This window comes from Vibrio barjaei, from assembly GCF_001639065.2.
In the GTDB taxonomy this organism is placed as follows: Bacteria; Pseudomonadota; Gammaproteobacteria; order Enterobacterales; family Vibrionaceae; genus Vibrio; species Vibrio barjaei.
In genome coordinates, this window is the sequence record NZ_LQXO02000022.1 from 37,196 (window position 1) to 54,590 (window position 17,395).

Annotated in this window: 13 protein-coding genes and 2 pseudogenes; 4 read left to right on the forward strand and 11 right to left on the reverse strand. The window is 44.9% G+C overall.

The genetic code is table 11. From position 1 onward, the window contains the following. From kdgK to AWH66_RS10850, 10 genes are all read right to left on the reverse strand, one after another. The gene (gene kdgK / locus AWH66_RS10805) at window positions 1-930 is read right to left on the reverse strand and encodes a 2-dehydro-3-deoxygluconokinase (protein ID WP_063602975.1); all 930 of its coding nucleotides are present in this window, start codon (window positions 928-930) and stop codon (window positions 1-3) included. Window positions 931-1,681: 751 nt separating this feature from the next. After that, entirely contained in the window at window positions 1,682-3,682 is a 2,001-nt protein-coding gene (locus AWH66_RS10810) for a methyl-accepting chemotaxis protein (RefSeq protein ID WP_063602976.1), read from the reverse strand. A gap of 231 nt (window positions 3,683-3,913) precedes the next feature. Next, on the reverse strand, window positions 3,914-5,101 hold the full coding sequence (gene choV / locus AWH66_RS10815) for a choline ABC transporter ATP-binding protein (RefSeq protein ID WP_063602977.1): 1,188 nt from the start codon (window positions 5,099-5,101) through the stop codon (window positions 3,914-3,916). Window positions 5,102-5,103: 2 nt separating this feature from the next. After that, window positions 5,104-5,946, reverse strand: coding sequence for a choline ABC transporter permease subunit (gene choW / locus AWH66_RS10820; protein WP_006070265.1), 843 nt, complete (start codon window positions 5,944-5,946; stop codon window positions 5,104-5,106). A 50-nt stretch (window positions 5,947-5,996) separates the two neighbouring features. Continuing rightward, a complete protein-coding gene (locus tag AWH66_RS10825; RefSeq protein ID WP_063602978.1) occupies window positions 5,997-6,935 on the reverse strand; it encodes a choline ABC transporter substrate-binding protein in 939 nt (312 codons plus the stop codon). Window positions 6,936-6,962: 27 nt separating this feature from the next. After that, a complete protein-coding gene (gene betA, locus AWH66_RS10830; protein ID WP_063602979.1) occupies window positions 6,963-8,651 on the reverse strand; it encodes a choline dehydrogenase in 1,689 nt (562 codons plus the stop codon). Window positions 8,652-8,674: 23 nt separating this feature from the next. Continuing rightward, a complete protein-coding gene (betB, locus tag AWH66_RS10835) occupies window positions 8,675-10,135 on the reverse strand; it encodes a betaine-aldehyde dehydrogenase (RefSeq protein WP_063602980.1) in 1,461 nt (486 codons plus the stop codon). Between the two features lie 19 nt (window positions 10,136-10,154). Then, window positions 10,155-10,751: a transcriptional regulator BetI gene (betI, locus tag AWH66_RS10840; RefSeq protein WP_063602981.1), complete on the reverse strand. Its 597-nt coding sequence runs from the start codon at window positions 10,749-10,751 to the stop codon at window positions 10,155-10,157. Window positions 10,752-11,185: 434 nt separating this feature from the next. Then, window positions 11,186-11,506, reverse strand: coding sequence for a cupin domain-containing protein (locus AWH66_RS10845; RefSeq protein WP_063602982.1), 321 nt, complete (start codon window positions 11,504-11,506; stop codon window positions 11,186-11,188). Between the two features lie 22 nt (window positions 11,507-11,528). Further along, window positions 11,529-12,245, reverse strand: a complete 717-nt coding sequence (locus AWH66_RS10850; RefSeq protein ID WP_063602983.1) for a FadR/GntR family transcriptional regulator — start codon at window positions 12,243-12,245, stop codon at window positions 11,529-11,531. Between the two features lie 330 nt (window positions 12,246-12,575). Here AWH66_RS10850 and AWH66_RS10855 point away from each other — a divergent pair, with 330 nt between their 5' ends. The 3 genes from AWH66_RS10855 (at window position 12,576) to AWH66_RS10865 (ending at window position 16,068) form a co-directional block, all read left to right on the forward strand. After that, window positions 12,576-13,295: a FadR/GntR family transcriptional regulator gene (locus AWH66_RS10855; protein WP_063602984.1), complete on the forward strand. Its 720-nt coding sequence runs from the start codon at window positions 12,576-12,578 to the stop codon at window positions 13,293-13,295. Between the two features lie 133 nt (window positions 13,296-13,428). Next, window positions 13,429-15,336 (forward strand): DUF294 nucleotidyltransferase-like domain-containing protein, encoded by a 1,908-nt coding sequence (locus tag AWH66_RS10860; RefSeq protein WP_063602985.1) that lies wholly within the window; start codon window positions 13,429-13,431, stop codon window positions 15,334-15,336. A 27-nt stretch (window positions 15,337-15,363) separates the two neighbouring features. Beyond that, window positions 15,364-16,068: a 3'-5' exonuclease gene (locus AWH66_RS10865; protein ID WP_240495614.1), complete on the forward strand. Its 705-nt coding sequence runs from the start codon at window positions 15,364-15,366 to the stop codon at window positions 16,066-16,068. A 59-nt stretch (window positions 16,069-16,127) separates the two neighbouring features. Here the strand turns inward: AWH66_RS10865 and AWH66_RS10870 are convergent. Then, window positions 16,128-16,807, reverse strand: a pseudogene (locus tag AWH66_RS10870) (oligogalacturonate-specific porin KdgM family protein). Between AWH66_RS10870 and AWH66_RS10875 the strand changes: the two are divergent. Continuing rightward, window positions 16,790-17,326 (forward strand): annotated as a pseudogene (locus AWH66_RS10875) (alginate lyase); the annotation flags it as partial. The pseudogenes AWH66_RS10870 and AWH66_RS10875 overlap by 18 nt on opposite strands. Window positions 17,327-17,395: the final 69 nt, after the last annotated feature.

The following is a 17,395-nucleotide window of genomic DNA, read 5'->3' on the forward strand; positions in this document are numbered from 1 at the left end:
CTAATCAAGAGTTGGTGTTGCGTTCTTGGGAATAATGGCGCCGCGATGTTGAATAACTACTCCTGCGACTTTGTGACCCATTACGGCAGATTCTAGAGCATCGCCGCCTGTTAGGCGCTTCGCTAGGTAACCCGCGCTAAATGAATCTCCTGCCGCTGTGGTGTCGATAATATTGTTGACTGGCTTGGGTGCAATGTAGTTGGCTTGCTCGTTCACAATTACCAAGCAATCTTTTGCGCCTCGCTTGATAGCAATTTCTGAGACGCCGGCTTCGCTTGTTCGCTCAATACATTGTTCTACAAACTCGTCACCAAATAGCGCTTGCTCATCTTCGAATGTTAACAATGCTGTGTCGGTAAAACTAAGCATCGCTTTGTAAGTATTGATTGCAGTCGCCTGGTCTGCCCATAATTTTGGACGGAAGTTATTGTCAAAAAAGACCTGCCCGCCTTTCTCTTTGAAAGCTCTTAAGAAGCTAAAAAGCTTGTCACGTCCTGAATCTGTCAAAATGGCCAGTGTAATGCCACTTAAATAGACCGCGTCGTAGCTCAGTAGCTTCTTAATGAGCTGTTCGGACTCTTCTTGGTCGAAGACGAATTTCGCGGCAGCATCGCTACGCCAATAGAAGAAAGTGCGTTCACCTGTTTTATCAGTTTCAATATGGTAAAGACCTGGCATTTTGTCGTTGAGACGTAGAATCAGACTTGTATCAATACCCTCTTTATTCCATGTATCAATCATTTCAGTCGAGAACGGGTCGTTACCCAGTGCGGTAACGTAGCTGACGTTAATATCTTGACCTTGAGTTAGGCGGGATAGATAAAGCGCGGTATTCAGTGTGTCACCACCAAAGCTTTGTTTTAATAGATCATCTTTGCGTTGTAGCTCTATCATGCATTCACCGATGATAGCGATTCTGTATTGGTTCATTGAGTTTGAGCCCACCTTGGTGTGATTGCCTTAACTGTCTTTGATGAGGAGATATAACCACGCCAGAGTATCACTTTTCAGTTATGCGGTGATGTTGATTCACTCTGCGGTGGCGGTGTCTTTTTAAGCAGAATTAAACGCTGGTAAGGCTGAGTTAAATCTCTACTTTATTTTTATTAAACCGATGTTTTAATAATTTAAATTTATCAGTTTAACTAGGGGATTAGTAGTGTTTGTCAGATTGATAGTTAGCTAAGTGTGATTTATCTCTCGTTTTTGACTATCTGGTTCAGATGAGGAACTCGGTTCCGTTAGACAAGCCTTTCTGGCTGTCAACATTCTCAATAGGAGGAATAGGGTTTGTATTTTCGTGTGAAATAAATTTATCGGTTTGTGTAATTTGAATGAATATCTATCATCTTGAGGAGCTGAAATAGTTGCTTCACTATTGAGATCCTTTTTCTCATACAGTTTTGGCATTATGGAAATATTTCAGCAGCAACACGAAGCGATTGCTTTCATTGGATTAGCTTTAGCCTTTGTTTGTGGATTTTCAGCAGTGTTTTGGCAAGCTCATCAATAAGGCCAAATACATGTTCGATGTCCCTACTCTAGAAGCGCTAGCATTGGTATTGGTTGTCTTTATCGGTGGTTTTGTTTACCGCTCGAAAATTGAAGACTAATACGCATTGTCACGACGATCAAAAAGGCCCTAGTCATCACTGACTAGGGCCTTTGCTTTTATACTTGATTAGGCGTTTAGTTTAAATAGAGAAACTTCCGACACTAACTCTTCCATTCTTTGTTTCACAATGTGCATTTCTTTGTTCATTTTCTGAATATTGCTATCGGTTTCCTCTACCATAGAGAGCAGGTTATCAATATCTGATTCAACCGATTGCGTGGTTTGTGCTTGTTCTTCAGTCGCTGTTGCAATACTGCTGTTGTAGTCTGTGATCTTCTTGGTGGTGCCAATAAGTGTTTCGATCATGGCATTGGTTTCCGATACCATAGATTGTGCCGAATAACTGGCATCACGACTTTGCTGCATGTTCTCAAATGAGGTTTTCGCGTTGCTAGAGATATCATCCAGAAGGTTGCGGATGACTTCGGTTGACTCTTTGCTGCGCTGAGCAAGTGAGCGAACCTCGTCTGCTACCACGGCAAACCCGCGCCCTTGCTCACCCGCTCGTGCCGCCTCAATGGCAGCATTCAGCGCCAGCAAATTGGTCTGCTCAGAGATGGCATTGATGTTGTCGAGAATCTCTGACACATTCGCCATTTTTACTTCCAACTGCTCGAGACACGTGTAAGTATCGTCGACACTCGAAATTAGCTTGGTCGTGGTCGAGAGTGAATGTTCTCCATGGCTTTGACACTGGATTGCATCATGTTGAGCACTATCAGCACTTTGTTGAGCTTCTACGGTAATGCCCGCCATTTCTTGACTGGTTTGCGCCATTTCTGTCATAGCCGTCGCGATATTGTCACAACGCAGATGAGTTTGCTGACTCACGGTTTGAGTCGAGGCGACCAACCTACTCATCTCTGCCATTTCTTGCTCAGTTTTTTGTGCGACATCGAGAGAGGTTTGTAATGCGGACGCAAAGCTGTCTGTTAGCTGATTAAAGTGATGAGCGATGTTGCCAAGCTCATCTTTTTGCTCATAAGGCAGTTTTAGACTCAAATCCTTGCTGCGCGCAATGGTGTCGATTTGTTCGACAAAACGACTAACTCGACGATGCAGGCGATTGGTTGACATGAATGCGATGATGGAGAGAGGTAGCACCACAAACAATGTTAAAGCGATATATGCATAGACTAGGTGCTGTGCTTGTTGCTGGTTTTGTAACGCCAGTGCTGTCATATCGTTGGCAATGGAATCGGCCATAGACTTAATCTGTCCGATACGCTTGGTGGCAAGTTCAAACCAAAGAGAAGCACTTGGTCCTTGCAAGTTGTCCAGCGTTGCTTTCTGTGACAGGTAATCTTGTTGAATGGCATTCACGTCACGCCAGTTTGAACTGTTAGTCATTGCAGACAACTCATGAGCTTGCTCGGCGGAAAACAGAAGCGTTGCTTGCCGAAGGGCATAGGCTTCGGTTGCAATATAACTGGTGATGCTGGCGTAAGCATCCAGCGTTGAACGTTGTCCGGCAAATGCACCATTGAGAGCGCCACGAGCTTTGCCGGCTTCTTCTTTCATAGTTAGTAAGGCGTGCAGACCGCGTAACTGCTGCTCAAGTTTTGGAGCGTCTACCTGAGTTAAAATCACCGATAGGTTATCAAGCGCCATGCGGTTGATATTGGAGTAAAACGCAAAGGGTGAATCCTTGATATTGAGAGTATCAACTTGTTGGCGAATGCTATTCCGTTGTTCCAACTGTTGTCGAACATCCTGACTTAAACGGTCTATCAGTTGTTTGTCCAAAGCTTGTGGCAAAAAGGCCAATAGACTTTGATACGCCTGATCGGCTTTCACTCTTTGCTGTTTTAGTGCCGTGACTTGCGGCCCTTGTCCTTTAGATGCTATCACACCTGCCGTTAATCCTCGTTCAACAGCAAATTGATGAGCAATATTATCGAACAAATGGAATAACTCGACCGCTTCTTGTGATGCTTGGGCATGGTCGGCGCGTTCTTGGGCTTTGAAAATTTGGGTAGCGATGAGCCCCATCAAAAGTGTTGTGGGAATTAGAAAAACCAAGAGAATGGTGTTTTTAATATTAAGTAACTTAAGAAGGTTAGGCATTGTATAAACCGTGTATAAAAAACTGGATGCGTAACCTAAAGATTTTACAGAGTTCAATACACGTATTACACGTCAGGGTATTAGAACTTTGATACGATACGATAAGCGTCAATGGTTTGATGTGTGTCAATTTTTTGGCTACCACTTTGTGGTTATAAAACAAAGTGGTAGCCAATAAAAATGAGAGATTCCTTCAAGCTTCGGCAGGGAGGACGTCATTTCTTGCTCATGTTAGGCTGCTTGGTGAGTATTAAAGTTACCTAACAATGCGTTATAAAATTCACTGTCATCGAGAATACCAACGACTCTACCAGACTCCACTAACAAAATGGGTAACCCACTACGCTGTTTAAGTTCTATTGCTTCTCTCATACCGATGTCCGGACTGGCGACCACGACGGTACTTTGATCAATATGGGCCAGATCACCCCGACTTGCATCCCAATGGACGAGTTTTAGTTCCTCGTCTTTAACAATACTGAGCTTACCATTTGCTTGATTGACCCAAACTGATTGATCGGAACAGATCTGCAAACGATCATGTTCTTGCTTTAGCTCACTCGCTGGCTGCATTAATGAACGGCCTTTAAGTACGTTGAGCGGGTTGGTGTGGGCGACAAAGTCACGGACGTAGTCGTTTTCTGGTGTGAGGATAATTTCTTCTGGCTTCGCATGTTGAATTAGTTTGCCGGATTCCATAATGGCAATGTTGTTGCCTATTTTTAGAGCCTCATCCAAATCATGACTGACGAATAGAATCGTCTTGTTGAGTTTCTCTTGGAGAAGAATTAGCTCGTCTTGCAGCTGAGTTCGAATCAATGGGTCTAGGGCAGAAAAGGGCTCGTCCATCAGCAGGATGTCAGTATCCATGGCAAATGCACGAGCGAGTCCTACACGCTGCTGCATACCACCTGATAGTTCATGCGGGTACTTATCTTCCCATTCCGAGAGGCCAACAAGTTCTAGCTGCTCACGAGCTTTCTCTCGCCTAGTAGACTTTGACATGCCTTGCAGTTCAAGTCCAAAAGCCACGTTGTCCAACACGCTTAGCCAAGGCATCAAAGCAAATTTCTGAAATACCATAGAAACACGATGAGTACGTAGGTGGCGCAACGTTTCATCATCACAGGTTGCTAAGTCAACATACTCCTCACCATTCTTGAGCTCCAGTGAACCGCGAGAGATGGTGTTTAAGCCGTTTACCGCGCGAAGTAAGCTGGACTTACCTGAACCTGATAGTCCCATCAGCACGCATATCTCACCTTCCTTTACACGGAGTGACACATTGTCGACCCCCACGACTTGCGAGGTTTGGTCGATGATTTCTTGACGAGTCTTGCCTTGGTCTAGTTGTTCGAGCGCTAATTGCGGTTTATCACCGAAGACTACGTCTAGGTTTTTAATCGTTATGGCATCCATAATTAGGCTTCCTTTTGATTCGGTGATTTACAGAGTCGGTCAAGGATAATGGCAACTAAGACAATCGCTAATCCGGCTTCGAAGCCTTGAGAAATATTGACCGTATTTAGCGCTCGAACCACGGGCTTACCTAGGCCATCAGCACCGACGAGGGCAGCGATGACTACCATGGATAAAGACAGCATGATGCATTGTGTCACGCCAGCCATGATACTGGGCATCGCTGCTGGCAGTTCCACTTTAAATAAGAGCTTCATTCGTGTGGCACCAAATGCCTTGCCCGCTTCCACCAACTCTTCCGGCACTTTGGTGATGCCAAGGTAAGTCAGTCTGATCGGAGCAGCGATGGCGAAAATAATGGTGGAGATCAAGCCAGGAACAATACCGAGGCCAAACAGAACCAAGGTTGGAATCAGATAGACGAAGGTGGGGACGGTTTGCATTAAATCGAGAATGGGGCGCAGCAACGTATACAGCCAAGGGCGGTGTGCTGCCATGATGCCAAGAGGTACGCCAATTAATACAGAAATCGTTGTCGCGGCAAACACCAAAACAAAGGTTTCTAGCATTTCTTGCCAGTAGCCAAGGTTCAAAATCGTCAGTAAAGCACCAATGACAAACAGTACCAGAGGGATACTACGGTGCAGATACCAAGCAATAGCTGCGGTCATAATGATCGGCATTGCTGGGGGCATCCATTTAAACACATCAACGACAAACAAAATGATGGTTTCAAGGAAGATAGAAATAGCGTCGAACAGACCTGCGGCATTGAATGTCAGCCAGTCGACACCCGCTTCCATCCATTGACCCAGAGGGATTTTGTTGTCAGTAATAAAATTCACAATACAACCTTAGTGTTTTTGAGTGGGCGCTAATGCCCACTCATTTCGAATTACGCTTTTGAGGCGATGTAGCTTTGCACTGCTGTGCTTGCGTCTTCACCCGACAGAGTTTTTACGCCAGATAGCCAAGCTGCAACTTGCTCAGGGTTAGCTTTTATCCATTGCTGTGCTGCTTTTGACGGTTGTACGTTTTGATTTAAGATGGCTTCCATTAATTGGTTTTCCATCTCAAGGCTGAACTCTAGGTTTTTCAGCAGTTGCCCGACGTTTTGGCATTCAGAGAGATAGTTAGCACGCACGTTGGTGTAAACGTTGGCACCGCCGTAGTTAGGACCGAAGTAATCGTCACCGCCAGAGAGATACTCCATTTCGATATTGCTGTTCATTGGGTGTGGTGCCCAACCTAAATACACAATCCATTGGTTGCGGCGTGCAGCGCGAGAAACCTGTGACACCATACCCGCTTCACTAGATTCGACTAAGTTAAAGTCCTTAAGGCCGAAAGCGTCACTGTCGATCATGGATTGAATAAGGCGGTTACCATCGTTGCCTGGTTCAATGCCGTAAATACGGTCGCGGAATTTGTCGGCATGTTTGGCTAAATCTGCAAAGCTTTTTACGCCGGCGTCATACACGTACTTAGGCACGGCTAGGGTGTACTTAGCACCTTCTAGATTGGCACGAACGGTTTCTACAGTTTTGGCTTCACGATATCTAGCGATATCTCCCTCCATCGTAGGCATCCAGTTGCCAAGGAAGATATCGATATCACCGTTCGCCATTGAAGAGTAAGTGACAGGTACTGACAGAAGATCGGTTTTGGTTTTATAACCCATGCCTTTTAGTAGTTCCGTTGTGACCGCAGTGGTTGCAGTGATGTCTGTCCAACCAACATCGGCGAAACGTACCGTTTCACATTGGTTGGCATAGGCGTTCATCGCCAGACTACTAAGAGCGAGTGCTGAGAGTGTTTTTGTCATCGTTGACATGCTATTTCCTTTTTATTTTTGGCTGACTTAGTCCAGCTCTCTCAATGGAGAGCCTATTCGTTGTGTTTGTTCCCAGTTCGGTGCGAGCCAAACAGGTTGTTTGTCTTGTTGAAGAGGCTTACCCAAGATGATGTCGGCAGCGCGCTCGGCAACCATGATGGTTGGACCGTTAAGGTTACCGTTTGGAATCGTTGGGAAAATGGAAGAATCGACCACGCGTAGTGCCTTGATACCGCGAACGCGGCACTGCTCGTCGAGCACGGCTAGTGGGTCATTATCGGCCCCCATTTTGCAGCTGCAAGACGGGTGATATGCGCTTTCTACGTTCTGCTTTACCCACTCATCGATAGCGTCGTCGCTTTGAATATGGAGCCCAGGTTGAATCTCATCACCGCGGAAAGCGTCCATTGCGGGCTGATTTAGAATCTCACGAGTCAGGCGAATACAGTCTCGCCAATCTTGGCGATCTTGCTTGGTCGAGATGTAATTGAACTCAATTAATGGCTTGTCATGCGGATTTGCCGAACGAATCTCCACAGTGCCACGGCTCTCGGGTTTATTAGGCCCCACATGCACTTGGAAACCATGCCCATCAAACGCCGCTTGTCCGTCATAGCGCATGGCAGCCGGAAGAAAATGGTATTGAATGTTGGGCCACTTCAGTCCTTTCCGGGAACGAATAAACGCGCAAGATTCAAAGTGATTGGTCGCACCTAAGCCTTTGCGAGTAAGAATCCATTCTGCGCCAATAAGCCCTTTGCTCACCAAACCGAGTTTGCTGTTTAGCGTGATTGGCTGAGAGCAGTGGTATTGGAAATACACTTCAAGGTGGTCTTGAAGATTAACACCTACACCAGCGAGATCGTGTTCTACAGTAACGCCTGCGCGCTCCAACACCTTTTTAGGGCCAATTCCGGAAAGCTGCAAGAGCTGCACTGAACCGATAGAACCAGCACTAGAAATGACCTCTTTGTTTACTTTGGCATCGACGACAATACCAGACTTTTCATACTGAACGCCGACAGCTTGCTTATTTTCCAATAGGACTTTATGAACCACGACACCTTTGATCAGCGTGAGATTAGGTCGTTTGACGGCACGTCTTAAATAGGCATTTGATGTAGAGGCTCTGACCCCTTTATCTACGGTCATATGCATTGGGCCAAAGCCTTCTTGCTGGTAACCGTTATAGTCTTGAGTTTCTGGGTAACCCGCTTCTTTGCCAGCATCTATAAAGGCTTGGTAGAGCGGATTGCGAGTCATGTTATTGCCATTGCAGGTGCCAACTGGGCCGTCACCACCACGATAATCATCGCTGCCACCATCCCACGACTCTGCACGGCGGAAATAGGGTAAACAAGTTTGGTAGTTCCAACCTTTTGCACCTTGTTGTTCCCATTGGTCGAAATCACAAGCATGCCCGCGAACATACACCATTCCGTTAATGGATGAGCTACCGCCAAGCACTTTACCGCGAGGGCAATGTAGCTTGCGTCCATCTAGCCCCGCCTCTTCAGTGGTTTCAAATTGCCAAGCGTATTTTTCGGTGTTCATTGGGTAAGAAAGGGCCGTTGGCATCTGAATAAAAATACTTTTATCGCTGCCACCTGCTTCTAATAGCAATACAGAGTGTTCACCGCTTTCTGTTAGTCGGTCCGCCAAAACACAGCCGGCCGAACCCGCGCCGACGATAATATAATCGTAGCGTTGTTCCATAATCTGTCTCCGTAAACTAATCGTTAGGCGTAAGGGCTGACGTATTCGCCAAGCTCGATTAAAACACTCTTGGTTTGGGTGTAATGCCTTAGAGTCTCAGGGCCATTTTCACGCCCAATACCGGAATGTTTGTATCCGCCTACAGGCATTTCGGCTGGAGAATCACCCCATGTGTTAACCCAGCAAATACCGGCTTGCATTTGATGAATAACGCGATGTGCTCGTGATAAATCTTGAGTGAAAAGCCCTGCGGCCAACCCATAATCGGTGTCGTTAGCGCGAGCAATAACGTCTTGTTCGTCATTGAAAGTAAGCACTGACATTACAGGTCCGAAAATCTCCTGCTGCACATGCGGCATGCTGTCGTCACAATCGACGAAGACAGTTGGAACGACGAAGTTACCTTTGTCTAATCCATTTTCAGTAGCCTGATAACCACCAGTCAGCAAGGTTGCACCACTTTGCTTAGCGCTTTCAATGGCGTCTAAAACCTTAGATAAATGTGCTTTTGAAATGAGAGCACCAACTTGAGTTTGGCTGTCCATCGGGTCGCCAACGATCAGTTTTTCGGTGCGGAATTTCAACTGCTCAATGAATGCTGAGTATAAAGACTCATGTACAAAGACACGGGTACCGTTAGTGCAGACCTCGCCTTGGGTATAGAAATTCGCGACCATAGCAGCGGACACCGCATCATCCAGTTTGGCGTCTTCAAAGATGATCATTGGCGACTTACCGCCAAGCTCCATGGTGACGTGTTTAAGGGTTTGAGCACTATCTGCCATGACTTTCTTCCCTGTACCTGATTCACCGGTAAAGGAAACTTTGGCAATATCAGAATGTGCTGTCAGCATCTGACCAACCCGATGATCACCTTGAATAACATTAAACACACCATCTGGTACTCCCGCTTCACTATAGATTTCCGCAAGCTTCAGTGCGCTTAGAGGCGTTTCTTCAGAAGGCTTGAAAATCATGGCATTACCCGCAGCAAGTGCCGGTGCAGACTTCCACATAGCAATTTGAATCGGGTAGTTCCAGGCGCCAATTCCCGCGCAGATGCCTAAAGGTTCACGTCTGGTGTAGAAAAACTGATTCTCGCTAAGTGGTTGTTGCTCACCTTGCAATGCTGGAGCGAGACCAGCGTAGTATTCAATGACATCGGCACCAGTGGCAATATCCACTTCAAGGGCTTCTTGTAGTGGTTTTCCGGTGTCAGTAACTTCGAGAGCAGCGAGTTCAGAATTGCGTTCGCGCAGCAATGCCACTGCCTTGAGAAGAATTCGACTGCGTTCAATGGGGCTCATCGCAGACCAAATGGCGAAGCCTTTTTTAGCAGATTCAATAGCAAACGCTACGTCCTCAGAATTTGCTTGGACGATTTCAGCTAAGGGTTCACCGTTAGCTGGATTATAGGTAGTAAAGTATTCGTCGGATGAGCCTTGTTGAAGTTGGCCGTCGATATAGAGTGTTTTCATATCCATTTGAAAGTCTGACTTATGATTATTTTAATGAGTAAAAAGTGAGTTGCTTATCGAGATAATCGTTGATGATGAAACGGGCCTTTTCAGCGTCAATACCTTCTGGGGTCAAGGTGCCTCTTAGCCAAATTCCATCGATAAGCGCAGCGATACCGTTAGCAACGACATCGGCTTGTTCCGGTGTGAGCAAGGTGTTGAGTTCAATCTTAAGGTGCGATAACAGGCGTTTTTCATTGACACGTTGTAGGCGCTTCAACTGGGCGTCGTGCATTGAATAAGACCAAAACGCTAACCAAGTTTTCGCCACTTTATTTTCTGCCTGAAATCCTACGAAATTGGCGTCAATAATGGCATTGATACGTTTAACGTGTTCTGTTTTGGGGATTTGACTCAGGTGAGAGGTCACTGTTTTAGAAAGCTGCCTTAGGATCTCTCGCATGGTCTCTTCAAGAAGGCCGTGTTTACCACCAAAATAGTGGTTGATGATACCTGTAGAGACGCCGGCTTCCTTGGCAATTAACGAGATACTCGCGGCGTGCAAGCCCACACGATCTATAACAGACATGGCTGCTTGAACTAGCTGTGGTTTCCTGACTAATGGCATGCCAACCTTCGGCATTTGAACTCCCTTTTATTTTTTATTGAACGTTCAGTTAAATATAAAATGCCTGAAAAAAGGTTTGAGTTCAAATTAAATTTCTCTTTTTTTGTAACCAGTAAGTAAACATTTTTTAACACAACTAAAGAGTGGGTCTATCATTCGGTACCAAAGAGACAGGTCAATAAAAGTGCTAAACCAAGTTGTATAGTTGATTTGTTGGTGTCTAATTTATTGATTTAAAATGATTGTTTTGGCTTGTAATTTGTCTGGGAGTGAAAGGTTTGGAATTTCGGTTCGGCGGAAAAACCATATTGAGTAGGCTGACTTAGTTCAATAAATATTTAGAGCACGAACTATTAAAGAATAATGACGCAAGAGAGTTGCGAAGAAAGGCAACTTGGAGAGGCGCAATGGGTAGTTAAGAGAGTCTCTACTGCCCATTGCGTTAGCGTTTAAACGAAGTCTTTACGCATTGGGGTAAAGTTATCAATTAAGATACCTGCTTTTAAGCACTTACAGCCGTGCATAATGTTTGGCACTTTATAAATGGTATCACCAGCTTTGACGATTTTTGTCTCTTCACCTACCGTGAATTCAAATTCACCAGAGACAACATAGGTAATTTGCTCGTGAGGGTGGTTGTGCATTGGTGCAACCGTTCCATCTTCGAAATGTACTTCGACAGTCATCATGTTTTCACAATGTGCCAACACTTTGCGGCGTAGGCCACCACCTTGATCTTCTAATGCTACATCTTTGTTGTATACGAACATTGCTGTTTCCTCTAAATAAGGTTTAAACCGCCTCTAAAAGGGCAAGTCTTTGGTTGTGATCATCTAATAATTGGCGCGATGCGACTTTTGCAGAGTGTGCATCGCCAGTCATAATCGCGTCGTAAATACCCCTATGCTCTTCAATACAGAATCGCCCACCCACGGCTGCTTCATCGATGAATGTCTTGAAAAGCGATTCCAGAATATTGGCAAAAGGGACGTAAAACGGATTAGCTGTCGCTAAGAATATTGTTTTGTGAAAGGCGTGATCGTTGTGTGTCCACGCCGTGTAGTCGTGACTAAACGCGGCCTGTTTCATGTTTTGAAAACAGACAGATAGCGCCTTACGATGCTCGATAGAGGCATTTCTTGCTGCCATGGAGCAGGCTTCTGGTTCAATCGCCATGCGAAGTCCCAAAAATTGGGTGAGGAAGCGTTGGACATTATCGGTGTCTTTTACCCAGTCAAGGAATTGAGGATCCAGAAAGTGCCAATGGTGACGAGCTGTCACATTAGTTCCGACTTTAGGTTTTGACTCGATTAAGCCTTTGGCAGAAAGCAGTTTAATGGACTCACGAAGCGCAGTGCGGCTGATGCCAAACTTCTCGCAAAGTTCTAACTCGCTCGGCAATTTTTCACCTTCTTCTAATTCACCAGTAAGGATTTTGCTGGCGATTTCTTTTGCCACTTGAACGTGAATTCTTCTACTAGAGTCTGCCACGGTATGGAACGTAGCCATAGTTCTGACCTTGTTGGTTGTTAGGTTCACACGTCAATTAAATTCACGTGTGTTTGTGTGATAACTATATAGTAATACAATATCACTTAATTGCGTCAATGGACAAAATAGTAAAAAAACAATTCTAGGTCGCAAACTGGGCATGAGACTCGGATTATGTGATAGTTAACACGTAAATTAGCCGGTTATTAGGTAACAGAGTGGTTAGTTGGGGCAAAATGTAAGACATTTACACTGAATAAATGCGATGTATCACATCTATTCTAGGAAGTTTAGTGATAGAATAGCTGCTAAAATAATACATAAACACTTTAAGTAAGCGATAAAGATATGTCAGGTAAGTTTAATTCTATTACGGGTTCAAAGCGCAGTATCCACGTACAGGTCGCTCGTGAAATTGCTCGAGGTGTTCTCTCTGGTGATTTGCCGGAAGGATCAATTATTCCAGGTGAAATGGCGTTGTGTGAACAATTTGGTATCAGCCGTACTGCACTTCGTGAAGCAGTTAAGCTATTGACGTCAAAAGGCTTACTTGAATCTCGACCTAAAATTGGTACACGTGTTGTTGATCGTGCGTATTGGAACTTTCTCGATCCACAGCTAATCGAGTGGATGGATGGCCTTAATGATGTAGAACAGTTTTGCGGCCAGTTCCTAGGGCTGCGCCGGGCTATTGAACCAGAAGCATGTGCGTTAGCAGCTAAGTTCGCGTCTGCAGAGCAACGTATTGAGCTGTCTGCGACTTTCCAAGAAATGGTAGAAGTGTCTAAAGAAGAAAACTTCGAGCAGTCTAAATGGTTAGATGTTGATACTCGTTTCCACAGTCTGATTTTTAATGCGACTGGTAATGACTTTTATCTCCCATTCGGCAATATTCTTACTACTATGTTCGTTAACTTTATCCAGTTCTCTTCAGACGGCGGCTCAACGTGTATCAACGAACACCGAGCTATTTACGAAGCGATTATGGCAGGGGATAGTGACAAGGCTCGTGAAGCGTCAGCGAACCATTTACGCGAAGAAAACCACAGGCTTCCTGTAGCAAGCTAACACCAAGAGGTGAGCGCGCTTGTTAACAATTTGAAGAAAAAGGCAGCATATAAGCTGCCTTTTTTGTATCTAAAGTACACCATTGCGAAACTTCTGCTGATATAATAATACAAAATAAAGTTGGAAAATTCACATGCCTCACGCACTTCTACCCAATATCACGCAATTTCTATGTAGCGTTGATCCGTTCGATAAACTTCCCAAAGAGCTGGTTCGTAAGGTCGCTGCGGAAATAAAAATCACCTATTTGGGTAAAGGAGAGGTGATTGACCCTTGTAACGGGCAATCTGGGCTTAGCGGAGAAGGGGAGAGTTTGCCGAAAAGCCAACAGAAGTTTTTATATGTCATTCGAACTGGCTCTATGGAGCAACGCAAACCTGATGGCGTTCTTCGCGCAAGACTGGGAAGTGAAGATTTGTTTGGCTTTACTTTTCTCGATGATCAAGTTTCTAAAAAGGCGGGCTATCAAGCGGTTGCCATCGAAAATACGCTTCTGTATTTAATCCCTCATTCTACGCTTGAAACTATCTTTAAACGTAATCCAGAGTACGCGGAACACTTTGCTTCTCAAGCGCAAGTTCGCCTTAAATCTGCACTAGATGTTGTTTGGTCGAATAAAGAAAAAGGTCTGTTTATTAAAAAGGTGTCTGACGTGGCGAGTGGAGTCATTGCGATTGTTGATGCTTCTATGTCGATTAAAGATGTTGCACACGAAATGCGAGTGGTTAAACGATCTTCAACCGCGGTGGTGTGTGACAACGGCAAGTTAGTTGGCCTGATGACGGATCGTGATATGACCAAACGAGTCATCGCAGAAGGCCATGATAACAGTGCTCCGATTAGGGATGTGATGACGCCTAATCCACTGACAGTCAGCCCCAACGATCTGGTTTTGCATGCCGCATCATTGATGATGCAACATAATGTTCGGGGTTTACCCGTTGTTTCTGAGGGTAAAGTAGTAGGCCTGCTGACCACTTCTCATTTGGTGCAGAATCATCGTATGCAGGCGATATTTCTTATTGAAAAAATCAAATATGCCACCAGCGTTCGTAATATGGCGAGTTTCACCACCGAACGTCAGGCTATATTTGAAGCTCTAGTGGAAGGAAATGTCGCTCCCGAGACCATAGGTCGCGTAATGTCGATGATTATGGATGCCTACAATCGTCGAATTATTCAAATTGCGATTGATAAACTGGGGGAACCACCATGTCAGTTCTCGTGGATAGTTGCAGGCTCTCATGCTCGAAATGAAGTTCACATGCTTTCAGATCAAGACAATGCACTCATTCTTAGTGATGAGGCGACCGAGAATGACAAAGTCTACTTCCGGCACTTATCGCAGTATGTCTCAAATGGGCTCGCTGCGTGCGGATATCCCTTGTGTCCGGGTAAGTTTATGGCAGCAACTCCTAAATGGTGTCAGCCATTGTCGACCTGGAAACACTACTATAAAAAGTGGGTATCGAACCCAGAGTACGAAAGACTGCTCAATATCAGCGTGTTCTTGGAAATTCGCTGCGTTTATGGTGAAGCGAGCTATGCCGATATGTTGCGCGATGAACTGCACTCCAATATTCGTAACAACCGTGAGTTTTTAGGGATCTTGACCCGAGACGCTATAAATACGTCACCTCCTCTTGGTGTTTTTAATAGCCTAGTGCTTGAAAAAACAGGCGAGAACAAGAAAACGTTGAATATAAAAAAGTACGCGATAAACCTCATTATAGATTTAGCGCGTATTTATGGTCTTGCGGTAGAGTGCGACTCGTCGAATACCGACGAACGATTTACTCAAGCCAATGAACAAGGCATGTTAAGTGATGACTCATATAAAAACATTATCAACGCTTACCACTACATTCTTATGTTTAGACAGCATCATCAGCTACAAGCACTAAAGCGAGGTGAGCAGCCGGATAATCACATCAATCCCGATTCATTTGGCAGCTTTGAGCGTGGCAATTTGAAAGATGCATTTAGGATCATTTCTACGTTGCAAGATGCGGTTAAACTTCGGTTCGGTGGGAGGTTGTAACTAGTGGCTGGTGTTTTGAAAAGCGTGATGAATCAATTTCACGTTTATAACCATTATCTCAAGCAAAGACAGCGATATCTAGCCAATCAAAAGATACCCAATGAGCTGAGAAACTTGTTAAGTGAGCAGCCGCTGAGAATGGAGGCATTGGCGACAGAAGTCGAGTACTTAGTGCTGGATTTTGAAACGACTGGTTTAGATGCCGATACCAATACAATTCTTAGTTTAGGTTGGGTAGAGATTGCCAACTTTACGATCAATGTTGCCAGTGCAAAACAGCTGTTTATTGAGTCGCCAAGTGAGGTTAAGGCTGAAACCGCGGTTATAAACCATATCATGCCTGAAATGTTGCAAGATGGAGTCTCGTTAGATGCTGCGATGACACAGTTATTTCAAGCAGCAAAAAACAAAATATTGATTGCACACGGTTCGATGATTGAAGCGGCATTTGTTGATGAATATTTGACTCAGAAGTATGGGGTGTCAGATTTGCCGGTGATGTGGTTGGATACACTAGCTATCGAGAAGTCGATGGCTTTAGCGGTGAATAAAGATGCCGATATCGACGTTCGTCTGTCTGAGACTAGGAAGCGATACGGGCTACCTGAGTATAATGGACATGAGGCCTTAATTGATGCTATTGCAACCGCAGAGCTATTTTTGGCTCAGTCGACTCGACTGTTCAATAAACAGCACCCTTGTATTGGAAAATTGTACCGACTAAGCCAATAAATGGGTAAAAAAGAGGTGTCTATCAAGACACCTCTTTCTACTGATTCCTGAATTACATCTTAGAAACTGTATGTGACACCCAGGCGGCTAAGTAGTTCGCGGCGATCTGTAACAGAATCGACGTTCACATCACCAAACTCAACGTACGGTGCCCATTGGCCGAAGCTACGACGTGCTGTGGCGTTTAGCTCGTAGTTTGTGTCTTTGCCGTTGTACAAGATGTAACCATCTGTTGCTGCTTTATAATAGTTGCCTTCAAGCCCAAAGCGCCACTCGTTTACTGAATAGTTGATGTTAGCCGTTAGACGGTGACGACGTTCATTCTGTGCGTCTTCACCGTTGTTTTGACGAATGTCATAACGATAACGACCACTCAAGCTGAGCCCTTCAACACTATCCAGTGCGTACGTCACGCGGAGCTGTGGTTTGTAAGTCATACCCGCCGAACGAGCTTCTATAGGCATACCGGTTGAATAGTCCAGTTGTCGTTAATCTTAAAACGATAACCTAAATCAAGCTCCCAACCGTTATTTTGCAAGTCTTTAAGAAACGCGCCATCTTCTCCTTTGAACTTTAACTCACCGCTATAGTAAAAGTTACCGATACTGTCACCCATTTTGATGCGCGTCGCGTGTTGCTCGTTTGTGTGCTTGTACTCGGTACGTATATCCAAAGAAGCTGCGCTTACCGCTGCTGTCGCGAACACAGAAACTAATGCCACATTGAAGGTAACGCTGATCTTAGAGGTGGTATTGTCATTAATACAGGGATTATCGACGCAAAAAACGGCGAGCAGCTTGACCAGTCAGTAAAAGGGAAAGAGCTATACAAGCAATGGACGCCTAAGAACATCGACATAGAGAACAACACATTTGTTGATACCGAGTGGGGCATTGTGTACGGTAATCAATCTCACCGCGTTAGCCTATTCAACAATGCAGAAGTAGACAATATTTTCGCTGGTGTTGATATCCGTTTTAACAACAATGTTGTCGATAATTCACAAAACCCAGAGTTTGTGAGTGTACGAGCGACAGAGCAGTTTCCTCTTGTTGATGCCAGTTACCATAACGAGTTTTACACTCCGACTGTAGTTGGACAAGATCAGTTAGAGAATTATTCGCTAACACTTCCAAACATGTCCTTGGAAAATGGCTTTAATCAATATCAAGGAGCAGGGGCAAACACCTCTGAGTTGCAACTGATTACCGCTGATAATGCGGGGCCGACTTACGTATTAGTGAATAGCAACAGGTAACCTGTCAGGAAATTTCGTAAGGTAAAGTCAAAGCGGTCAAGTGGCCGCTTTTTTAGTGGCCGAGTACTC

Bases quoted from the DNA above. Each gene is read 5' to 3' on its own strand.
- kdgK (WP_063602975.1), bottom strand. From the start codon at position 930: ATGAACCAATACAGAATCGCTATCATCGGTGAATGCATGATAGAGCTA.
- AWH66_RS10810 (WP_063602976.1), bottom strand. From the start codon at position 3,682: ATGCCTAACCTTCTTAAGTTACTTAATATTAAAAACACCATTCTCTTG.
- choV (WP_063602977.1), bottom strand. From the start codon at position 5,101: ATGGATGCCATAACGATTAAAAACCTAGACGTAGTCTTCGGTGATAAA.
- AWH66_RS10825 (WP_063602978.1), bottom strand. From the start codon at position 6,935: ATGTCAACGATGACAAAAACACTCTCAGCACTCGCTCTTAGTAGTCTG.
- betA (WP_063602979.1), bottom strand. From the start codon at position 8,651: ATGGAACAACGCTACGATTATATTATCGTCGGCGCGGGTTCGGCCGGC.
- betB (WP_063602980.1), bottom strand. From the start codon at position 10,135: ATGGATATGAAAACACTCTATATCGACGGCCAACTTCAACAAGGCTCA.
- betI (WP_063602981.1), bottom strand. From the start codon at position 10,751: ATGCCGAAGGTTGGCATGCCATTAGTCAGGAAACCACAGCTAGTTCAA.
- AWH66_RS10845 (WP_063602982.1), bottom strand. From the start codon at position 11,506: ATGTTCGTATACAACAAAGATGTAGCATTAGAAGATCAAGGTGGTGGC.
- AWH66_RS10850 (WP_063602983.1), bottom strand. From the start codon at position 12,245: ATGGCTACGTTCCATACCGTGGCAGACTCTAGTAGAAGAATTCACGTT.
- AWH66_RS10855 (WP_063602984.1), top strand. From the start codon at position 12,576: ATGTCAGGTAAGTTTAATTCTATTACGGGTTCAAAGCGCAGTATCCAC.
- AWH66_RS10860 (WP_063602985.1), top strand. From the start codon at position 13,429: ATGCCTCACGCACTTCTACCCAATATCACGCAATTTCTATGTAGCGTT.
- AWH66_RS10865 (WP_240495614.1), top strand. From the start codon at position 15,364: ATGAATCAATTTCACGTTTATAACCATTATCTCAAGCAAAGACAGCGA.